This is a genomic window from Niveispirillum sp. FG148 (genome assembly GCF_057809655.1).
The window spans coordinates 102342-122595 of the sequence record NZ_JBMDKJ010000015.1 but is presented as its reverse complement, the minus strand read 5'-3'; the positions used below and the strand labels follow the sequence as shown (position 1 = coordinate 122595).

General features: G+C 64.0%; 16 protein-coding genes and 2 tRNA genes. 5 read left to right on the top strand and 13 right to left on the bottom strand.

Annotated elements, in window-relative coordinates; all coding sequences use genetic code 11:
• Positions 1 to 127: 127 nt before the first annotated feature.
• The 11 genes from ACODTW_RS16625 to ACODTW_RS16575 all read right to left on the bottom strand — a co-directional run bounded on the left by ACODTW_RS16625 (position 128) and on the right by ACODTW_RS16575 (position 12329).
• Positions 128 to 1255 (bottom strand): NAD(P)/FAD-dependent oxidoreductase, encoded by a 1128-nt coding sequence (locus tag ACODTW_RS16625; protein ID WP_488947172.1) that lies wholly within the window; start codon positions 1253 to 1255, stop codon positions 128 to 130.
• A 67-nt stretch (positions 1256 to 1322) separates the two neighbouring features.
• Positions 1323 to 2087: an SDR family NAD(P)-dependent oxidoreductase gene (locus tag ACODTW_RS16620; RefSeq protein WP_488947171.1), complete on the bottom strand. Its 765-nt coding sequence runs from the start codon at positions 2085 to 2087 to the stop codon at positions 1323 to 1325.
• Positions 2088 to 2150: 63 nt separating this feature from the next.
• Positions 2151 to 3380, bottom strand: coding sequence for an NAD(P)/FAD-dependent oxidoreductase (locus ACODTW_RS16615; RefSeq protein WP_488947170.1), 1230 nt, complete (start codon positions 3378 to 3380; stop codon positions 2151 to 2153).
• Positions 3381 to 3613: 233 nt separating this feature from the next.
• Positions 3614 to 4879: an ATP-dependent Clp protease ATP-binding subunit ClpX gene (gene clpX, locus ACODTW_RS16610; RefSeq protein WP_488947169.1), complete on the bottom strand. Its 1266-nt coding sequence runs from the start codon at positions 4877 to 4879 to the stop codon at positions 3614 to 3616.
• Between the two features lie 240 nt (positions 4880 to 5119).
• Positions 5120 to 5743 carry an ATP-dependent Clp endopeptidase proteolytic subunit ClpP gene (clpP, locus tag ACODTW_RS16605; RefSeq protein ID WP_488947168.1) on the bottom strand — a complete coding sequence of 208 codons (624 nt, stop codon included), beginning with the start codon at positions 5741 to 5743 and terminating at the stop codon, positions 5120 to 5122.
• An 84-nt stretch (positions 5744 to 5827) separates the two neighbouring features.
• The gene (gene tig / locus ACODTW_RS16600) at positions 5828 to 7159 is read right to left on the bottom strand and encodes a trigger factor (RefSeq protein ID WP_488947167.1); all 1332 of its coding nucleotides are present in this window, start codon (positions 7157 to 7159) and stop codon (positions 5828 to 5830) included.
• A gap of 126 nt (positions 7160 to 7285) precedes the next feature.
• Positions 7286 to 7369: transfer RNA gene (locus ACODTW_RS16595), tRNA-Leu, on the bottom strand.
• Between the two features lie 115 nt (positions 7370 to 7484).
• On the bottom strand, positions 7485 to 9839 hold the full coding sequence (locus ACODTW_RS16590; RefSeq protein WP_488947166.1) for a 1-deoxy-D-xylulose-5-phosphate synthase N-terminal domain-containing protein: 2355 nt from the start codon (positions 9837 to 9839) through the stop codon (positions 7485 to 7487).
• Between the two features lie 201 nt (positions 9840 to 10040).
• Positions 10041 to 10310 carry a hypothetical protein gene (locus tag ACODTW_RS16585; RefSeq protein ID WP_488947165.1) on the bottom strand — a complete coding sequence of 90 codons (270 nt, stop codon included), beginning with the start codon at positions 10308 to 10310 and terminating at the stop codon, positions 10041 to 10043.
• Between the two features lie 318 nt (positions 10311 to 10628).
• Complete coding sequence (locus ACODTW_RS16580; protein WP_488947164.1) at positions 10629 to 12140, bottom strand: NAD(P)H-hydrate dehydratase; 1512 nt, start codon at positions 12138 to 12140, stop codon at positions 10629 to 10631.
• Between the two features lie 113 nt (positions 12141 to 12253).
• A tRNA-His gene (locus ACODTW_RS16575) sits at positions 12254 to 12329 on the bottom strand.
• 337 nt (positions 12330 to 12666) lie between these two features.
• On the opposite strand from ACODTW_RS16575, the gene ACODTW_RS16570 reads away from it, so the two are divergent.
• From ACODTW_RS16570 to ACODTW_RS16555, 4 genes are all read left to right on the top strand, one after another.
• Positions 12667 to 13005, top strand: coding sequence for a P-II family nitrogen regulator (locus tag ACODTW_RS16570; RefSeq protein ID WP_488947163.1), 339 nt, complete (start codon positions 12667 to 12669; stop codon positions 13003 to 13005).
• A 159-nt stretch (positions 13006 to 13164) separates the two neighbouring features.
• Positions 13165 to 14574 (top strand): type I glutamate--ammonia ligase, encoded by a 1410-nt coding sequence (gene glnA / locus ACODTW_RS16565; RefSeq protein WP_488947162.1) that lies wholly within the window; start codon positions 13165 to 13167, stop codon positions 14572 to 14574.
• 127 nt (positions 14575 to 14701) lie between these two features.
• Positions 14702 to 15559 carry an ABC transporter permease gene (locus tag ACODTW_RS16560; RefSeq protein ID WP_488947161.1) on the top strand — a complete coding sequence of 286 codons (858 nt, stop codon included), beginning with the start codon at positions 14702 to 14704 and terminating at the stop codon, positions 15557 to 15559.
• Positions 15560 to 15578: 19 nt separating this feature from the next.
• On the top strand, positions 15579 to 16004 hold the full coding sequence (locus ACODTW_RS16555) for a hypothetical protein (protein WP_488947160.1): 426 nt from the start codon (positions 15579 to 15581) through the stop codon (positions 16002 to 16004).
• A 61-nt stretch (positions 16005 to 16065) separates the two neighbouring features.
• On the opposite strand, the gene pssA is transcribed toward ACODTW_RS16555, so the two are convergent.
• Both pssA and ACODTW_RS16545 read right to left on the bottom strand, forming a co-directional pair.
• Entirely contained in the window at positions 16066 to 16920 is an 855-nt protein-coding gene (gene pssA / locus ACODTW_RS16550) for a CDP-diacylglycerol--serine O-phosphatidyltransferase (protein ID WP_488947159.1), read from the bottom strand.
• Positions 16920 to 17612, bottom strand: a complete 693-nt coding sequence (locus tag ACODTW_RS16545) for a phosphatidylserine decarboxylase (RefSeq protein WP_488947158.1) — start codon at positions 17610 to 17612, stop codon at positions 16920 to 16922. Before ACODTW_RS16545 ends, pssA begins: the two co-directional genes overlap by 1 nt.
• A gap of 120 nt (positions 17613 to 17732) precedes the next feature.
• Here ACODTW_RS16545 and hrpB point away from each other — a divergent pair, with 120 nt between their 5' ends.
• The gene (hrpB, locus tag ACODTW_RS16540) at positions 17733 to 20228 is read left to right on the top strand and encodes an ATP-dependent helicase HrpB (protein WP_488947157.1); all 2496 of its coding nucleotides are present in this window, start codon (positions 17733 to 17735) and stop codon (positions 20226 to 20228) included.
• The last annotated feature ends 26 nt before the right edge of the window (positions 20229 to 20254 follow it).

Genomic DNA, 20254 nt, shown 5'->3' with positions numbered 1-20254 from the left:
GCCATGGTACGCGTCAGCCAGGCCGCTGCATCTGCCTTCTTGAACAGGACATCGGCCCCTGATCAATGCAGATCTGGATGAGGCGCCACCGGCAGATGCGCCTTCAGCATGTCGTCGGCAGGCTGGATCAGAGATGGAAGCGGCCCGGATGGATGGATGCCGGGTCCAGGCCCAAAGCAACCAGCCTTTCCGGGACACTTTCGCCCCGGATCAGCGCCGCCGCCAGCATTGCCACGGCCATCGATGTCTGGATGCCATTACCGCCAAGGGCCGTCAGCCAGAAGAATCCTGTCCTGTTCTGATCGAACCCGATGACAGGGGATCCATCGGCGACAAAGCTGCGCAGCCCAGCCCAGCTGCGCCCGCGGTGGTCATCCGCAATGTCGCAGGCTGCCTGGACCCGGTCGATGCCGACCGCAATGTCCGTCTTCTCCGGCCGGGCATCGCCGGGCACGGATGGCGTTTCGTCTGCCGGGGACAGCAATAGCTTGCCGGCTTCGGGCCTTACATAGAACTGTTCATCCACATCAACCAGGAACGGCAGATGCATCACATCGATCCCGGCAGGCGGATCGACCAGGATGGATGTCCGTCGGCTCGGCACCAGCCCAACGGGGCGAACGCCCGCCATTCCGGCAACCTGATCGGCCCAGGCGCCCGCAGCGTTGACCAGAACGCCCGCACGCCAGGTCCCGGCCTTGCTTTCAACGCGCCAGCCCAGACCATCATGATCAATGGCGGTGACAGCGGCACTGGTAACGATTTCCGCCCCTTTCGCGCGCGCGCCGCCCAGGAAGCCCTCCATCAGCAAGTCGACATCAATGTCGCAGGCACCCGGTTCCAGCACACCCGCAGCCGCGTACCCTTCGCGCAGAATCGGCGCCAGCGTCCGGCATTCGGCACCGGTCAGCGGGTTCACGCTGGGCACCTCGGCCTGAAGTTCCATCAGCACGCGTGTGAACCGGTCCATCTGGTCCGCCCGTGCGACATGCAGCGCGCCGCGTGGACGCAGCAGCGGGCGATCGGCAAACCCCTCTGGCGGATGGCGAAGAAAGGGACCCGTGGCCCGGGTCAGTGCCCGGATGGCACTGTTCCCGCAGGTTTCGGAATAAAGGGCGGCGGATCGGCCGATAGCATGCGATCCGCATTGGCTTTCCGCTTCCAGCAGAACCACGGACCGTCCCGGCGCCAGCGCATAAGCCAGGGCCTGACCGGCGATGCCGCCGCCGATGATCACCACATCCGTCATGCCCATGGCCCGGTCCTTTCACGACATCTCCTGTGCATGATCGGTGACCCGGGCCTTTCAGGGCAAGTATTGCTTATTTCGGTGCCATGCGGATGGCACCATCCAGACGGATCGTCTCGCCATTGATCATGCTGTTGGCAATGATATGCATTGCCAAGCTGGCATATTCGTCCGGCCGGCCCAGGCGGGAGGGAAACGGTACCTGCCTGCCCAGGCTGTCCTGGGCGTCCTGCGGAAGGCCCAGCATCATCGGCGTCAGGAAGATACCGGGGGCGATGGTGACGACACGGATACCGCTGCGGGCCAGTTCGCGGGCCGCCGGCATGGTCAGCGCATGCACCCCGCCTTTGGAGGCGGCATAGGCGGCCTGACCGATCTGTCCTTCGAAGGCGGCAACAGAGGCCGTGTTGATGATGACCCCGCGCTCACCATCCGCCGTAACCGGGTCCAGGCCGGCCATTCCGGTGGCGGCGAGGCGCATCATGTTGAAGGTCCCGATCAGGTTGACTTCGATCACCTTGCGGAACAGGTTCAGATCATGGGGGCCATCCCGGCCCAGAATCTTGGCCGGCGGGGCGATGCCGGCGCAGTTGACCGCGATGCGGGCCGGTCCGTGGGTCACGGCGGCTTCCGCAATGGCGGCCTGGGCACTGTCGGCGCTGGTCACATCGCACTGGACGGCAATGCCACCGATCTCCTTGGCGACCGCCTTGGCGGCGTCCAGGTTGATATCAAGCAGGGCCACCTTGGCCCCCTGTGCCGCCAGCGCCTGCGCCGTGGCGGCACCCAGACCGGAACCACCGCCGGACACGATGGCCGCAACACCTTGCACGTTCATTGCTACGCTCCCTCTCTTTGTTACTTGCTTGCCGGCATTCGCCGGTGTTCGGGCGGATGCTTTTCACGCCGAAAGTGCGACCGCACAATCGACCAGTGCAACGGCGGGATCGGCCACGCGCGACTGATCAAGCACCCATTCTTCCTGCAACAGCTTGCGCGCCTGCATGAAGTCCCTGGGCTGGTTGATAGCGTCAATCGCGACGAACCGTCCATCCCGCAGATAGACGACAGAGAATTTGCGGTCGGCCGTGTCACCACGCACAACCGCCTGATCCGTGGGCCGCGACAGCCCGGCGATCTGCAGCTTCAAGTCATACTGGTCCGACCAGAACCAGGGAATTTCCGCATAGGGCCGGGGGACACCCAGCATGGCACGGGCCGCCGATTGGCCCTGGGAGATGGCGTTCTGTACCGACTCCAGGCGCAGGCGATATCCCAGCAGGGCATTGGGATGGTTGGTCACGTCACCGGCGGCAAAGATATCGGGGAGATTGGTGCGACCACAATCATCGACAATGATGCCATTGTCGCAGGCGATGCCGGCCGCACGGGCCAGGGCGTCATTGGGAAGCACGCCGATACCGACAACGATCACATCGGCCTCTACCAGGCGTCCATCCGTCAGGCGGATGCCGGTGGCGCGCGTCGTGCCCTCAATTCCCGCCACACCGGCCCCCAGGATCAGTTCCACCCCATGGGCACGGTGTTCGTCGGCATAGAAGGCGGACACCGGCGGGGCCGTGACACGGGCCATCACCCGGTCTGCCGCCTCCACCACCGTGACAGCCGCCCCCAGTTTGCGGGCGGATGACGCGACCTCCAGGCCGATATAGCCGGCACCAACGATGGCGACACGCCGATCGGGACCGACCACGTCGCGCAGCGCCGCGGCATCGGCCATGGTCCGCAGATAGTGGATGCCCGGCAGATCGCTGCCCGGAAGGGTCAGGCGGCGGACCACGGCACCGGTCGCGATCAGCAACTTGTGATAGGAAACCGGGTCGCCACCGGCCAGCACCACCTGGTGCGCCGCCGGCTCGATCCGCGCCACCGGGGTTTCAAGCCGGATGTCGATTCCCTTCTGGGTGTAGAATTCCGGTTTGCGCAGGAAGGCACGTTCCGGCGCCAGTTCACCTGAAAGAATGGCCTTGGAAAGCGGCGGCCGTTCATAAGGATGCCAGGGTTCGTCCCCCAGCATCAGAATCGGTTCCTGCCATCCTTCGGCCCGCAAGCTGACCGCCGCCTGGCAGCCCGCCTGCCCCGCCCCGATGATAACGATCGGCGCGGTCATCGCGTGGCCTCCGTCACGATGCTCCAAGACACACCGGCGTAAGGCCTGCGAGCTTTCTCGAACATGTTTGTTTTCCCCCCTCGTGTCCCTGTCCCGCTCCGGCGGGCATATATTATGCAGTTATGCTTAAATATATCAGAGGCGTCGATATCCCGTTTGGGGACAATGGTTCAGGGGCCAAAAAAAAGGGGCGGCCCCTGCGGACCGCCCCTTTTCATTCGATCACCCTGTGCTCACGCCCCGGGTGCGGCCTGACTGGCCCGGTCAGAATAGATGTAAAGCGGCTTGGCCCGCCCCTCGACCACTTCCTTATTGACCACAATCTCTTCCACACCGGACAGGCCCGGCAGGTCGTACATCGGGTCCAGCAGGATCGTTTCCATGATTGAACGAAGGCCGCGGGCACCGGTCTTCCGCTCGATCGCCTTGCGGGCGATGGAGCGCAGGGCCTCCTCATGCACCGTCAGCTTGACGTCTTCCATCTCGAACAGGCGCTGGTACTGCTTGACCAGTGCATTCTTCGGACGGGCCAGAATCTCGATCAGCGCGGCTTCGTCCAGGTCATGCAGCGTGGCCAGCACGGGCAGACGACCGACGAATTCCGGGATCAGACCAAACTTCAGCAGATCCTCCGGCTCGACCTCACGCAGCACGTCGCCCATGCGACGCTCGTCCGGGCCGCGGACATCGGCGCCGAAGCCGATGGACGTGCCCTTGCCGCGGGCGGCGATGATCTTTTCCAGACCCGCAAAGGCGCCACCGCAGATGAACAGGATGTTGGTCGTGTCCACCTGCAGGAATTCCTGCTGCGGATGCTTGCGACCACCCTGCGGCGGGACGGAGGCAACCGTGCCTTCCATGATCTTCAGCAGGGCCTGCTGCACACCTTCGCCCGACACGTCGCGCGTGATCGACGGATTGTCGGACTTGCGGCTGATCTTGTCGACCTCGTCGATATAGACGATGCCACGCTGTGCCCGCTCGACATTGTAATCCGCGGACTGCAGCAGCTTCAGGATGATGTTCTCGACATCCTCGCCCACGTAACCGGCCTCGGTCAGCGTGGTGGCGTCAGCCATCGTGAACGGTACGTCGATGATACGCGCCAGCGTCTGGGCCAGCAGCGTCTTGCCCGAACCCGTCGGACCGATCAGCAGGATGTTGGACTTGGCCAGTTCCACATCATTGTGCTTCGCCCCATGGGCCAGGCGTTTGTAATGATTGTGGACGGCCACGGAGAGCACGCGCTTCGCATGCTCCTGCCCGATGACATAATCATCCAGGACCGTGCTGATATCGCGCGGGGACGGCACACCGTCGCGGGACTTCACCAGCGTGGTCTTGTTCTCCTCGCGGATGATGTCCATGCACAGCTCGACGCATTCATCGCAGATGAACACGGTGGGGCCGGCAATGAGCTTGCGCACCTCGTGCTGGCTCTTTCCGCAGAAGGAGCAGTAGAGGGTATTCTTGCTGTCGCCGCCGGTCGACTTGGTCATATGGGCTCCGTACATCACCGGATGGCGGACGACCTGGGACCCGGCTGGCCCCTGACCGACACGCCCGACCATCCCTTGCGGGATGTCCTGCTTCAGGGGGCGCCCTTGCCTTCTCCGGTTCCCCATCCTTCCCACGGCGGGAGACGGAACCCCAGGGCTGACAGCGGACGCCCTCTTCACCTATTCAACAACACCAAAAGCGGCGGGATCAATATATACTTGTTCGCCACCGCCCCCGGATTACGCGGCCTGGGTGAGACCACCTGGCCGTTGGGCGAATACCTCGTCGATGATCCCGAAGGCCTTGGCCTCCTCTGGGCTCATGAACTTGTCGCGTTCCACAGCCTTTTCAATGACATCCAGGCTCTGGCCCGTGTGCTTCACGAAAATCTCGTTCAGCCGTTCGCGCAGGCGCAGGATTTCCTGGGCCTGGATCTCGATATCCGCCGCCTGACCCTGTGCACCGCCCGAAGGCTGGTGGATCATGATTCGGCTGTTGGGCAGCGAGAAGCGCTTGCCAGCCGACCCACCGGCCAGCAACAGCGCCCCCATGCTGGATGCCTGCCCCATGCAGATCGTCGCCACCGGGCAACGGATATATTGCATGGTGTCATAGATCGCCAACCCGGCCGTCACGTAACCGCCCGGCGAGTTGATGTAGAAGGAGATTTCCTTGGTCGGATTCTCCGCTTCCAGGAACAGAAGCTGCGCGCAGACCAAGCTGGCGACGGCGTCATTGACACCACCGACCAGGAAGATGATCCGTTCCTTCAGGAGGCGGGAGTAGATGTCGTATGCCCGTTCGCCCCGGTTGGTCTGTTCGACCACCATGGGAACCAGCGCGTTCATCTGCGGCTCGATCATGATCCCTGCTTCGCTCCTAACCGGCAGCCGCGGGGCCCTGGATTGGCCCCCGCGGTATTCTACTTACGGGACGTCCGTGGCGCCTCAGGCGGCCACTTCGTCCTCGTCCGGATCGCGCATCAGCTCTTCGACCGACACGGTCACCTCGTTCACCTTAACGGTTCCGAGGATGAAGTCGACAACCTTATCCTCGTAAATCGGCGCACGAAGGCTTTCGACCGCCTGCGGGTTCTTGCGGAAGAAGTCGAAAACCTGCTGTTCCTGGCCCGGATAGCGACGAACTTCGTCGATCATGGCCTTGTTCAGCTCGTCGCGGCTCACAGTGATATTGTTACGCCGACCGATTTCGGAAAGGAGCAAGCCCAGACGAACACGCCGGACAGCAATGTCCCGATATTCGGTCTTGAGCGCTTCCTCGTCCTTGCCTTCCTCTTCGGCGCCGCCATTGGCCAGTTCTTCCTGCAGGCGCTTCCAGATCTGCTCGAACTCGATCTCGACCATGCCGGCCGGAACCTCGAAGCTGTGCAGCTCGGCCAGCTTGTCCAGCAGGGCGCGCTTGGCGCGCAGGCGCGAGGTCGTGCCGTACTCGTCCGACATGCGCTCGGAAACGGCCTTCTTCAGGGCTTCCAGATCGTCAAAGCCGAAGGACTTGGCCAGATCGTCATTGATCTCGGCGTCCTTGCCGACGCGGATTTCCTTGACCTTCACCTCGAAGACGGCGGCCTTACCGGCCAGTTCGGCAGCGTGGTAGGCTTCCGGGAAGGTGACGTTTACGGTCACATCGCTGCCGGCCTTGGATCCTTCCAGCTGCTCCTCGAAGCCGGGGATGAAGGAACCGGAGCCCAGCTCCAGCTCGTAATCCTCACCCTTCATGCCCGGGCGCTTCTCGCCATCGACGGAGCCGTCAAAGTCGATCAGCAGGATGTCGCCGGTGACGGCAGCGCGGTCTTCCTCGACCTTCTCGGTCGTGCGGCGGCCCTTGGACAGGCGCGACAGGCTCTCGGTCACGGCATCGTCGGCAACGGCGGCCACCGGCTTCTCGATCTCGACGCCCGACAGGTCGGCCGGCTCGATCTCCGGCAGGATCTCGACCTGCACCGCAAATTCCAGGTCCTGGCCCGGATCGAACTTCAGCACTTCGATCTTGGGCTGCAGGGCCGGACGCAGGTTGTTGTCGTCGACGGCCTTCTTGGCACCGTCATTGACGGCGGCTTCCAGCACTTCGCCCATGACCGACTGGCCATAGCGCTGCTTCAGGATCGGCATCGGCACCTTGCCCGGACGGAAGCCCGGGATCTTCAGGGTCTTGCCGACTTCGATCAACTGGGTCTGCACCCGCGATTCGATGTCCTGGGCCGTGATGACGACCTTGAAGTCGCGACGGAGGCCTTCAGCGCTGGTCTCGGTGATCTGCATGGGACGAAATGCCTGTCTTCTTGCTGCTCGCCCCAGCCCCCTCTGCCATCTCAGGGACCGAAGCTCCCGCGGGTGCGCCATGTTCGGCGGCCGCGGTGGGTTGCGGGTCAAAACTCAAAAAACTCGTGGTGCGGGCGAAGGGACTTGAACCCCCACGTCTTTCGACACCGGAACCTAAATCCGGCGCGTCTACCATTCCGCCACGCCCGCCCGTCAGGCAAACCGTGAGGTCGCCCGTGGGAGCGCACCGTATAGCAAGCCCAAACAGGCTCGCCAAGCGCCGATTACACGCGCGACGGCGGCGTCGCACGCGGGCCGCGGACGATCATTCCAGAAGGATGCGGGCCGCCGCATCGATGATGGCCTCCGCATCCAGCCGCATCGCCCGGTAAAGATCGGGCAGGTCAGCCGACTGACCGAAATTCTCCACCCCCAAAGCGGCCAGCCGATGCCCGCGCACCCCGCCCAGCCAGGACAGGCCGGCGGGATGCCCGTCGGTCACCGTCACCAGACGCGCCGCGGGCGGAAGGGCCGAGAGCAACCGTTCTACCGGCGCCAGGGCCGCCTGCCCCTGCTGGCGGGTATGCCGGGCCGCCGTCCAGCCCTGATGCAGCCGGTCGGCCGACGTGATGGCCAACAGGCCGGCACCAGGCATGTCCTCCAGCAACTGGGCATGCGCCTCCATGGCCTCGGGCGCCAGCGCCCCCATATAGATGATGGCCAGATCGGCATCCGCCGCGGGCGGACGCAGCCAATAGCCGCCATCAATGACCGCCTGCGCATCCAGCGCCCGGGCCGGCTGATCCAGGCCGCGCGTCGACAATCGCAGATAAAGGCTGCCACCATCGGGCTTCTGCATGTGGTCGAAGCCCCAGCGCATGATGGCGGCCAGTTCATCGACGAAGGCGGGCTCGAAACTGGAGAGCTTGGGCAGTGCCATGCCGATCAGGGGTGTAGCGATCGACTGGTGTGCGCCCCCTTCCGGTGCCAGCGTCACGCCGCTGGGCGTGGCCACCAGCATGAAGCGTGCATCCTGGTAAAGCGCATAGTTCAGCGCATCCAGACCCCGCTTCACGAACGGGTCATAGAGTGTGCCCACGGGCAGCAGCCGCGCCCCGAACAGATCATGGCTAAGCCCCAGCGCCGCCAGCATCAGGAACAGGTTATGTTCGGCGATGCCCAGTTCGATATGCTGACCCTGCGGATCGCCCTGCCAGCGCTGCGCCGATACGACCTTCTGTTCCTTGAAGATGTCGTGGCGTTCGTGCCGGTCAAACAGTCCGCGCCGGTTGACCCAGGCCCCCAGATTGGTGGAGACGGTGACGTCCGGGCTGGTGGTGACCAGACGGGCGGCCAGTTCAGTGTCACCCTTGGCCAGTTCGGCCAGAATCTTGCCGAATCCTTCCTGCGTGCTCATCCGTTCCGACAGCGAAACGTCAAGCCGATCCGGCACCGGGACGGTCCTGGCAGACAGCCGGCGCGTCGGGGTACGGGTGAACGGCACCTCTTCGGCCAGGAAGCGCTGCAGATCCTCCACATCGACATCCAAGCCGGCGAACGGCTCCCATTCCTGGCCGTCGGCGATGCCGCATTGCGCCTTGAAGGAGGATATCTGGTCCGGGTTCATCAGGCCGGCATGGTTGTCCTTGTGCCCCTGGAAAGGCAAACCCATGCCCTTGACCGTGTAGGCCACGAAGCAGGCGGGCCGTTCCGCATCCGGACCGTTGGCGATGCCGTGGAACGTGTCCAGGATGGTGGGCAGGTCGTGGCCGGCCAGGTTGGTCATCAGGCGGGCCAGCATGGTATCGTCATGGCTGTCCAGCAGCGACCGGATGCCGCCGGTGGTGCCCAGATCGCGGGTCAGCGCCTCGCGCCAGGCCGCTCCCCCCTTGAAGCACAGGGCCGCATAAAGCTGGTTCGGACAGGTATCGATCCAATGGCGGAGCGCATCGCCGCCCGGTTCCCGAAAGGCCGCTTCCAGCAGGCGGCCATATTTCATGATGACCACGTTCCAATCCAGCGACCGGAACATGCCCGTGATCGGTTCCCACAGCTTGTCGGAAACGACACTGTCCAGGCTCTGGCGATTGTAGTCGATAATCCACCAGGCATTGCGCAGATCGTGCTTCCAGCCTTCCAGCATGGCTTCGAAGACATTGCCTTCGTCCATCTCCGCGTCGCCGACCAGGGCGATCATGCGGCCTTCCGGCTGATCGGACAGGCCCTTCAGGCGCACATAATCCTGAACCATGCTGGCAAAGGCCGTGACGGCCACGCCCAGCCCCACCGAACCGGTGGAGAAATCCACATCGCGCGTGTCCTTGGTGCGCGACGGATAGGACTGGGCACCACCAAAGGCGCGGAACCGCTCAAGCTTGTCGCGCGTCTGCCGGCCCATCAGATATTGGATGGCATGAAAGACGGGGCTGGCATGGGGCTTGACCGCCACACGGTCCTGCGGGCGCAGCACATCGAAGAACAGTGCCGTCATCAGGCTGACCATCGAGGCGCTGGACGCCTGATGCCCACCCACCTTCAGTCCGTCGCGCGACGGCCGCAGATGGTTGGCATTATGGATCATCCAGGTCGAAAGCCAGAGCGCCTTGCGTTCCAGCGCGCGCAAATGCGACAGGCGCCGAACGTCGTCGGACGGGCGCAAAGGGCTGCTATTATCGGGCATCACGCCATCCTGGTGCTGAACGGGTTTCCTGGACATTGCCGGCTTTTCTGGGCGAAGCCTTGCATGTCAAGGATCGGCGTTCGCGCAAAGCCCTGGCGCTGCCGCTGATCCCTGGTCGGTTATAAACCAGGGGTCGTGTCATATGAAACGATTCAGAGGCAGCGCGCCAATGCAAGATCGGCGGAGCTGCGGGCAGGCAGATCAACTGGCGCGCGGCGAACCATACAGCTGGGTGAAGCTTTCAACCGTCAGCGTGCGAACATTGCCCCGCGGCGACCGGGGTTCGCGAACCTGCGGACCATCCAGCAATTCGTTGCGGGAGATGTAGCGCACATGAGGGACGGGAAATCCTTCCTGCGTGACTGAAATGACATGTGCGGTTTCGACCGTGTTGAAAATCACGCGTTGATAAACGTCGCCGGCAACCGGCGTCGACAAAGGTTTGGAACGCTTGAACAACGAAACGCCCATCGCAACGCCCCCCGCTTCGGGTCAATTCCAGTTTAGCGCCAAAGAGCTGCACCATCCCTGAAAGGAGTACTGCCCCATGGTAAAAGTGACATTAACGCAATGATAATGACCACGCAACGAAGACACCGGGTTTCCTGCGATTTTCTTCCCAGAAGTTATATGCAATTTTAACAAAAGCTGACAGAACTTGTCGCGATCCGCGGCCCCTCATAGGAACAATCTCCCCATCCATCTGCAACAGGCCGCTGGGCGTTTCCGGGGGAAATGGCCAAGTGATTTCTAAGAAATGACATAAGAATATCGTCACTATATATTGTTTTATATAGATAATTTAGCAATTACGTTCGGCACAGCCTCGGGCAGATCCTCGGCAATCAGGCCTGCACCGCAATGCAGGCCGGCCGCACCATGGCACCAGACACCCGCCGACGCGGCGTCAAATGGGTCCATGCCTTGAGCGATCAACGCCAAAATCATGCCGGCCAGGACATCGCCACTGCCTGCCGTCGCTAGGTCGGGCGGAGCATTATGGTTGATCCGCACTCGTCCATCGGGATGCGCGATCAGCGAATCCGCGCCTTTCAGCACCAGAATGGCGCCCGACTCCAGCGCTGCCCGACGGACTCGGTCCAGGCGCGACCCGCTGCCGTCCCCGAACAGTCGTCGGAATTCTCCCTCATGCGGGGTCAGCACCCATCGGTCATTAAGCCCCGCCGCCTTCAACGCCGGGAGATCGCCCGCAAAGCTAGTGAAGATGTCGGCATCCAGGACCCCCGACTTGCCGGCCCCGAGGGTGATTGCGACCAGATTCCGCAACCGTTCACCAACTCCCGCTCCGGGCCCGAGCAGGACGGCATTACGCCGGGGATCGGCCAGAAGATCGGCAAAGCCGGCAACATCGGCTACCGGATGCACAATCAAGCTGGGCATGGCCAGACTATAGACCAGATGCGCTGCCGGATCGCAGGCCAGGGTCACCAGTCCTGCCCCCAGCCGGAGCGCCGCCCGCGCTGCCAGACGGGCCGCCCCCGTCATCTCGGTGCCACCCAGGATCAGGGCGTGCCCGCGGCTATATTTATGTGATTGCGGCGTGGGGCGCGGAAATCGGGCCCGCCACAAGGCGGGGTCGTTCAGGGCCAGGGTAGGCGTAATGTCGGTCAGAACGGAGTCGGGAATGCCGATATCCGCGATGTGCAGCCGGCCGCACAGACCACGACCCGGATAAAGATAATGTCCAGGCTTCGGCCGGAAGAAGGTGACTGTGACAGTTGCAGGTGCCGCGCCCCCCTGCACGCTGCCATCGTCCCCGCTGACACCGCTGGGCACATCCACCGCCACAACCGGCCGGCCCGTGGCAGCCATGGCGCGAACCAGTGCCAGCCCCTGGCCTTCGAGTGGACGGCAGAGGCCGGCCCCGAACAAGGCGTCGACGATGATGGCCGCCCCCTGGAACAAGGCCGGCTCGGCCGGCAGAACCGGGCCGTCCCAGGTACCGGCCGCCCAGGCGGCATCGCCTTTCAGCCCACCACCGGGGCCCAGCAGGCCCACCCGCACCGGCCAGCCCGCCTGTTCCAGATGACGGGCCGCAACAAAGCCGTCGCCGCCGTTATTTCCGGGTCCACACAGCACCGCAACCGGCACCGGGGTGCCGGGCGACAGTTCCATCACGGCCCGCGCCACCGCGAGCCCCGCTGCCTCCATCAGAGTCGGGCCGGAGATGCCCGCCGCCATGGCGGCGCGGTCGGCCTCGTACATCTGCGCGACGGTCAGGAGTTCCTGCGACATGGGCGCCTCTACCGTATTCCACATGGCCGGCAACAGCATGGGCATGGTGGACGCCCGGCCCTTGCCGATCAATCGACATGTGCCGTCGCAAAACGGAAGCGGAAAATGAAAAGGCCGCCCGAAGGCGACCTTGTTTCATCCCCTGCGATCAGGGAAAATGGGGCGATGGATGGGACTCGAACCCACGACCACTCGGACCACAACCGAGGGCTCTACCAACTGAGCTACCACCGCCGCCGTGGGCCGCCTTATGCTACAGTCGGCTCCATGACGTCAAGCATTCCTTTCAAAAAAATTCATCACAGGATTGTCACGGTAAACGCTGCATTAACGTGCAGGTAATCAAGGTTTGAACCGTCCTTTTCCGCCCATATGCCCTACGGTTGATCCATATGGTCATTTTTTGTGCAGTACATTGTGACATATTTGGGCAAAATCGAAGTCGTTGCGCGCCAAGGGCGCGAAATATCATGGTCCTGCCAACTGGCATGGTCCATGCTTACCAGGGTCAATGCGTGGGCAGGGCCGCTGACGGTCGGGCCCGCGCCGAAATTTGGAGCTGCGGGACGCGATGAAGAAGATTGAAGCCATCATCAAGCCCTTCAAGCTGGACGAGGTGAAGGAAGCCCTCCACGAAGTGGGGATCAAGGGCATCACCGTGACCGAAGCCAAGGGCTTTGGCCGCCAGAAGGGGCACACCGAACTTTACCGGGGCGCAGAATATGTCGTCGACTTCCTGCCCAAGGTGAAGATCGAAGTCGTCATGGACGATGCGCTGGTGGAACGGGCCATCGACGCCATCCAGCAGGCCGCGCATACCGGTCGCATCGGCGATGGCAAGATCTTCGTCACCCCCGTCGAAGAAGTGATCCGCATCCGGACCGGCGAGCGCGGGTCCGACGCGGTCTGATCCGTCTGGCCGACAGCCGGGCAACAACCGGCGACCATCGGCCACAGGATCAAGAATTTTCTTTCCAAATGGTCCGGGGATCGGGTAACGCCAACGCTTGGCGGGCCCATCCGGGACCGGTTCGACAGCGACAAACCTCCAACTACGGAAGCAGAGGCTATGTCTGATTTGGCCAAGTTCTTCGACCTGATCAAGGAAAACGACGTCAAGTACGTCGACTTCCGCTTCACCGACATGAAGGGGAAGGTCCATCACGTCTCGCAGCACATCTGCACGGTCGACGAAGACCTGATGACCGACGGCGTGATGTTCGACGGGTCGTCGATCGCCGGCTGGAAGGCGATCAACGAGTCGGACATGACCCTGATGCCCGACCCCTCCACGGCCGTCATGGACCCGTTCTCGGCCCAGCCGCTGCTGACGGTCCTGTGCGATGTGCTGGAGCCCTCCACGGGCCAGCCCTACAAGCGCGATCCGCGCTCTATCGCCAAGGCCGCTGAGAAGTACATGGCCTCGGCCGGCATCGGCGACGTCGCCTATTTCGGCCCGGAAGCCGAGTTCTTCGTCTTCGACGACGTGAAGTTCGAAGTCTCGATGAACAAGGTGATGTACGAATTCGACAGCGAGGAAGGTCCCTACACGACCTCCAAGAGCTACGAAGGCGGCAATCTGGGTCACCGTCCCGCCGTCAAGGGCGGCTACTTCCCGGTTCCGCCGGTCGATAGCGCCCAGGACCTGCGCGCCGAGATGCTGACCGTCCTGGCCGAGATGGGCGTCGAAGTCGAAAAGCACCACCACGAGGTGGCCGCTTCCCAGCACGAGCTGGGCGTGAAGTTCGGCACGCTGGTCAAGATGGCCGACGGCATGCAGCTGTTTAAGTATGTCGTGCACAACGTCGCCCACCAGTACGGCAAGACCGCCACCTTCATGCCGAAGCCCGTCTTCGGCGATAACGGCTCGGGCATGCACTGCCACCAGTCGATCTGGAAGGACGGCAAGCCCCTGTTCGCCGGCAACGGCTATGCGGACCTGTCCGACACCGCCCTGTACTATATCGGCGGTATCATCAAGCATGCCCGCGCCCTGAACGCCTTCACCAACCCGCTGACCAACAGCTACAAGCGTCTGGTCCCGGGCTATGAGGCTCCGGTGCTGCTGGCCTACTCCAGCCGCAACCGTTCGGCTTCCTGCCGCATCCCGCATGTGTCGAGCCCGAAGGGCAAGCGCGTCGAGGTCCGCTTCCCGGATCCGGGTGCGAACCCGTACCTGGCCTTCGCCGCCATGCTGATGGCTGGTCTGGATGGTATCCAGAACAAGATCCATCCGGGCGAGGCGATGGACAAGAACCTGTACGATCTGCCGCCGGAAGAACTGAAGGAAATCCCGACGGTCTGCCGCTCGCTGCGTGAAGCCCTGGAAAGCCTTTCGGCCGACCGCGACTTCCTGAAGAAGGGCGACGTCTTCACCGACGACATGATCGACAGCTTCATCGACCTGAAGATGGAAGAAGTGCTGGCGTTCGAAACCTCGCCGCACCCGATCGAATACAAGATGTACTACAGCGTCTGATGCGGACGGCCCGGCAACGGGCCTTCCCTTCCGACCAGGGTTACGCAACCCCCGCCGGGAAACCGGCGGGGGTTGTGCTTTTCGGCCCCTGTCCGCCGCCAGGGGAATCCGCTATACAGGGCCGGCAATGCCCGACAGCCCCACCCGCCCCGCCCGCGCCGCGGTCTTTCCCGTCTCCCCCGGTATCTGGGGTGGGTCGCCACGGCGCATCATGGGCATGGTGATGCGCAACTGGTTCCTGATCCGGAAAAGTTGGCCGCGAATCCTGGAACTCTGCTACTGGCCGACCGTACAATTGCTGGTCTGGGGATTCATGTCCCAGTTCCTGCGGGGGAACAGCTCAATGCTGGTCAATGCGGCCGGCGTCCTGGTCTCCGCCGTGCTGCTGTGGGAGGTGCTGGTCCGCACCCAGATCGGCATGAGCCTGACCTTCCTGGAAGAACTCTGGTCACGCAATCTGGGCAACCTGTTCGTCAGCCCGCTGCGCCCCTGGGAATGGGTGGCGTCGCTGGTCATCATGGGGCTGATCCGGGTGCTGCTGGGCCTGTTGCCGCCGGTCATCCTGGCCATGGTCTGCTTCGATGTCAGCCTGTTCGATCTGGGGTTGCCGCTGGCTGGGTTCTTCGCCAACCTGATGATGCTGGGCGTGTCCATCGGGCTGTGTACATCGGCCATCATCCTGCGCCATGGGCTGGGGGCCGAATCCTATGCCTGGATGGCTGTCTTCGTCCTGGCTCCGTTCTCCGCCGTCTATTATCCGCTATCCTCCCTGCCACCGGCCATCCAGTTCATCTCCCTGGCCCTGCCATCGACCCATGTGTTCGAGGGGATGCGGGCCGTGCTGTTCGACGGACGGGTGCCGCTGGACCAATTGGCGATGGCCGCCATTCTGAACCTTCTCTATCTGGCGCTCGCCGCCCTATACTTTCTGCGCGCGTTCCGCAACGCGCGGGCGCGGGGCGCCCTTTTGAATGCAGGCGAGTAAGGCGGGGAGCGGACGGGGCGTGTCAGAACAGCGCAAATACGCGGTGCAGCGGCCCAAGGGGGCGAAATGGGAAACCTTGTCCCTGGTCGACGATCTGGGTCAAGGCAAGCAGGAATTCAAGAATGCGGTCACCCTGCATGGTGCCGGGCCCGTTCGGCTGATCCAGGTAGATTTCGTCAATGACGAAGCATTGGCGGATTTTGACTGGCGCCTGATCGAACTGCACGACCCGCGCAAGGGCGATCGGCCGAAGCCCACGGTCGTGGCCGGCAGCGAACGCAGCCGGCCCAAAAGCCACCCAACCCGCGCTGGTGCGCACAAGCGTGGTGGCGGCCGGGGGCCGGGCGTGAATGACAAGGTGCCGGTGCCGTTGAAGACCTATGTCCTGGCCTTCCTGTTCGGCGCCGTCTCCCTGGGTGTCTGGGCCCTGCTTTACCGGACGTGAAAAGGGTGGAAGCAAACCATCGTCGCTTCCGCCCTATACCGAACAGGCCCGGGATCCCTCTTCAGACGCTGGCCGCCGGACCCGGCTCGTCGGTCGTGGCCCCTTCCTGCAGGCGGGCCGCTTCGGCCTCCAGCACCTTGTACCGGCGCGCGGAGAAGGGTACGGAAACGATATAGGCCAAGCCGACAAAGGCCAGGGTGGTCCAAGGCGCACTGACCAGGGCAGCGGCTGCCACCCCCACCCCCAGCAGCACGAACACCACAAAACGCTGCGGAATGCGCAACCCCTTCATGGAGAAGGTGGGAATGGCACTGATCATCAAGCCGGACACCAGCAGGGTCCAGGGCACGACGATCCAGGGTCGGTCGAAAATCTCCGGCCCGACTTCCAGCGTGGCGATCAGCGGCAGCAGCGCCAGGAAGGCGCCGGCCGGCACCGGGACGCCCGTAAAGTAATTATAGGCGAAGGGCGGCTTTTCCGCGGCCGCCCCCAGCATGGTATTGAACCGCGCCAGACGTAGCGCCGCACAGCCCCCCAGGACCAGCGCCACGATCCAGCCGATGGAACGGGCATCATGCAGGGTCCAGAGATAGAGGATCAGGGCCGGGGCCACACCGAAACTGACCACATCGGCCAGACTGTCCAGTTCCTCCCCAAACTTGCTCTGGGCGTTCAACATGCGGGCGATACGGCCATCCAGCATGTCAAACAGGGCCCCGGCGGCGATGGCCAGCACGGCTTCCTTCCAATGCGCATCGATGGCGAATCGCATGGCCGTCATGCCCGACGCCAGATTAAGCATCGTCAGCATGTTGGGCAGCAGATTGTTCAGCGACAACCCCTTCAGGCGGGCCGGCCGCAGCCGCCGCGCCCGCTGGCGATGCCCCACGCGGGGTGGCGCTTTTTCCGCCGGCATCAGCGAACCTCGCCCTCGCGCTGACCTTCGTCGCTGTTCAGGTCGGCCAGGATGGTCTCGCCGGCGATCATCTTCTGGCCGACGACCACCAACGGATGCACCCCGTCGGGCAGATAGACGTCACAACGGCTGCCAAAACGGATCAGGCCATAGCGTTCGCCAGCCTTCAACGACTGACCGGGCGCCACCCACCAGATGATGCGGCGGGCGACCAGACCGGCGATCTGCACGAAAGCCATCTCACGGCCATCGGGCAGGCCCAGACGGATGGACATGCGCTCGTTCTCGTCGCTGGCCTTGTCCAGGTCAGCGTTCAGGAACTTGCCGGGCTTATACTCGGCTGCCTTGATGGTGCCATCGGCCGGGCTGCGGTTCACATGCACGTCGAAGACATTCAGGAAGACGGAGATGCGGGTCAGCTTCTCCTCTCCCATGCCCAGTTCGGGCGGTGGTGCGGCCTTGGTGATCAGGGTGACGCGGCCATCGGCCGGGCTGATGACCAGACCGGGCTTGGTCGGCGTCACGCGATCGGGATCGCGGAAGAAATAGACGCACCAGGCGGTCAGGACCAGACCGATCCAGCCCAGCGCCGGGGACCAGGTGGCCAGCAGGGCCGACACCACGGCAAACAGGGCGATAAAAGGCCAGCCGGCCTTGTTGATCGGAACGATGACGGTTTTCAGCGCGGACATGGTCTTTCGCGGCTACCCGGTGGTGGAACTCGAAGCCGCCATACTAGACAGTCGGGCGGCGGAAATGAAGCCAATTGGCACATATGGCCCGTATGGTCCTGGCGGTGTATAGCATCGCCCATGCGCGACTTCCCTTCCCTTCCCATTGATGACGCCCTGCCGGCCCTGCTGTCGGCCCTTTCCACCGGCACGGACGCGGTGTTACAGGCGCCGCCCGGTGCCGGCAAGACTACCCGCGTGCCGTTGGCCCTGCTGGACCAGCCCTGGGCCGCATCGGGTCGTATCATCATGCTGGAACCCCGACGGCTGGCGGCGCGGGGTGCAGCGCGGCGCATGGCACAGATGCTGGGGGAGGAGGTGGGCCAGACCGTCGGCTACCGGGTGCGCATGGATGCCCGCGTGTCGGCCGCCACCCGGATCGAGGTGGTGACGGAGGGTATTTTCCTCCGCCGCCTGCAATCCGACCCGTCGCTGGACGGCGTATCAGCCGTGCTGTTCGATGAATTCCATGAACGCAGCCTTGATGCCGATCTGGCGCTGGCCTTCTGTCTGCAATCGCGCGCGCTGCTGCGGGATGATCTGCGGCTGGTGGTGATGTCGGCAACGCTGGATGGCGGGCCCGTGGCGGCCCTGCTGGGCGGTGCGCCCCTGGTCACGTCGGAGGGTCGGGCCTTTCCCGTGGAGACGCGCTGGGCAGAGCCGGGGCCGACCGACCGGGCCGATGACCACATGGCCCGCACCATCCGCCGGGCGCTGGCAGACGAACAGGGCAGCATCCTGGCCTTCCTGCCGGGCAGCGGGGAAATCAAGCGGGTCGAACGGCTGCTGGCCGAGGGACCGCTGCCCGCCAATGTCCTGCTGACCCCGCTTTACGGCGATATGAGCCTGGAGGCACAGGACATCGCCATCCGCCCTGCCCCGGCCGGTCAGCGCAAGGTGGTGCTGGCCACCTCCATCGCGGAGACCAGCCTGACCATCGAAGGCATCCGCATCGTCATCGACAGCGGCCTGTCGCGCCTGCAACAGTTCGACCCGCGCAGCGGCATGGGCCGGCTGGAGACGGTGAGATCGTCGCGGGCGTCTGCCGATCAGCGCCGGGGTCGCGCCGGGCGCCTGTCAGCCGGCATCTGCTATCGGCTGTGGTCGGAGGCATCGGACCGCGCCTTGCTACCCTTCACCGCGGCGGAAATCACCCGCGCCGATCTGACACCCCTGGCGCTGGAACTGGCGCAATGGGGCATCGTGGATGCCGATGAACTGTCCTGGCTGGACACGCCGCCCGCCCCCACCCTGACCCAGGCGCGCAAGCTGTTGCAGCAATTGGGCGCCATCGACGCCCATCTGCGCATCACCGACCATGGCAAGGCCATGGCCGGTCTGGGTGTGCATCCGCGTCTGGCCCATCTGGTGCTGCGCGGCAAGGAACTGGGCCGGACACGGCTGGCCTGCCGCGTGGCCGCCCTGATCGGGGAACGCGACATTCTGCGTGGCGGCGGCCGGCGCGATGCCGATCTGCGCACGCGGCTGGAACATCTGGACGAGCGGGGACGCGGCGGCGATGTCGATCGTGGCGCCCTGCATCAAGCGCTGGAACAGGCAAGGCAACTGGAACGACAGGTCGGTGGCCCACCCGGCGGCAATGACCATAATGATGCCGGTCTGCTGTTGGCCCTGGCCTATCCCGACCGCATCGGCCAACGCCGCTCCGGTGCGCCGGGCCAGTTCCGCCTGTCGGGCGGACGCGGCGCGGCCCTGGACCCGACGGACGCGCTGGCGGCTTGCGAGTTACTGGCCGTCGCCGATCTGGATGGACAAGGCCGCGACGCCCGCATCTTCCTGGCGGCCCCCGTCACCCAATCGGAACTGGAGGAAGCCTTCGCGGACGAGATCCGCACGGAAACCGAGGTGGTCTGGGACAGTCGTGAGCAGATCGTTCAGGCCCGGCGGCGGCGACGGCTTTTCGAACTGTCACTGAAGGACGAACCGCTGTCCAATCCACCCGCGGACCTGGTATTGCCGGCTTTGCTGGAAGGCATCCGCTCGATGGGCCTGTCCTGCCTGCCCTGGACCAAGGAACTGGAGGGATGGCGGCGGCGCGTCGCCTTCCTGCACCGCGCCGCACCCGACCGCTGGCCGGACGTGTCGGACGAGGGGCTGTTGGTAACGCTGGAGGATTGGCTGGCTCCCTATCTTTCCGGGATCACCCGTCGGTCGCACCTGGATCGGATCGATCTGCATAGTGCCGTCACCGGCATCCTGGACTGGAACCAGCGTCAGGCCATGGATACCGAAATTCCCACCCACTTGACCGTGCCCACGGGCAACCGCATCCCCATCGACTATAGCGGGGAGGAGCCGGTGCTGGCCGTCCGCCTTCAGGAACTGTTCGGGCTGGCGGAAACCCCACGCCTGGGTGGTGGGCGCATCCCGGTGCTGCTGCACCTGCTGTCCCCGGCCCATCGCCCGGTGCAGGTGACGCGCGATCTGGCCGGCTTCTGGGCTGGCTCCTACAAGGACGTGAAGAAGGAACTGGCGGGCCGCTATCCCCGCCATTATTGGCCCGACGATCCGCTGGTGGCGGAACCGACGGCCCGCGCCAAACGTCGGGGTACGTGACACAGGACCCGCCCGTTCCACACCTT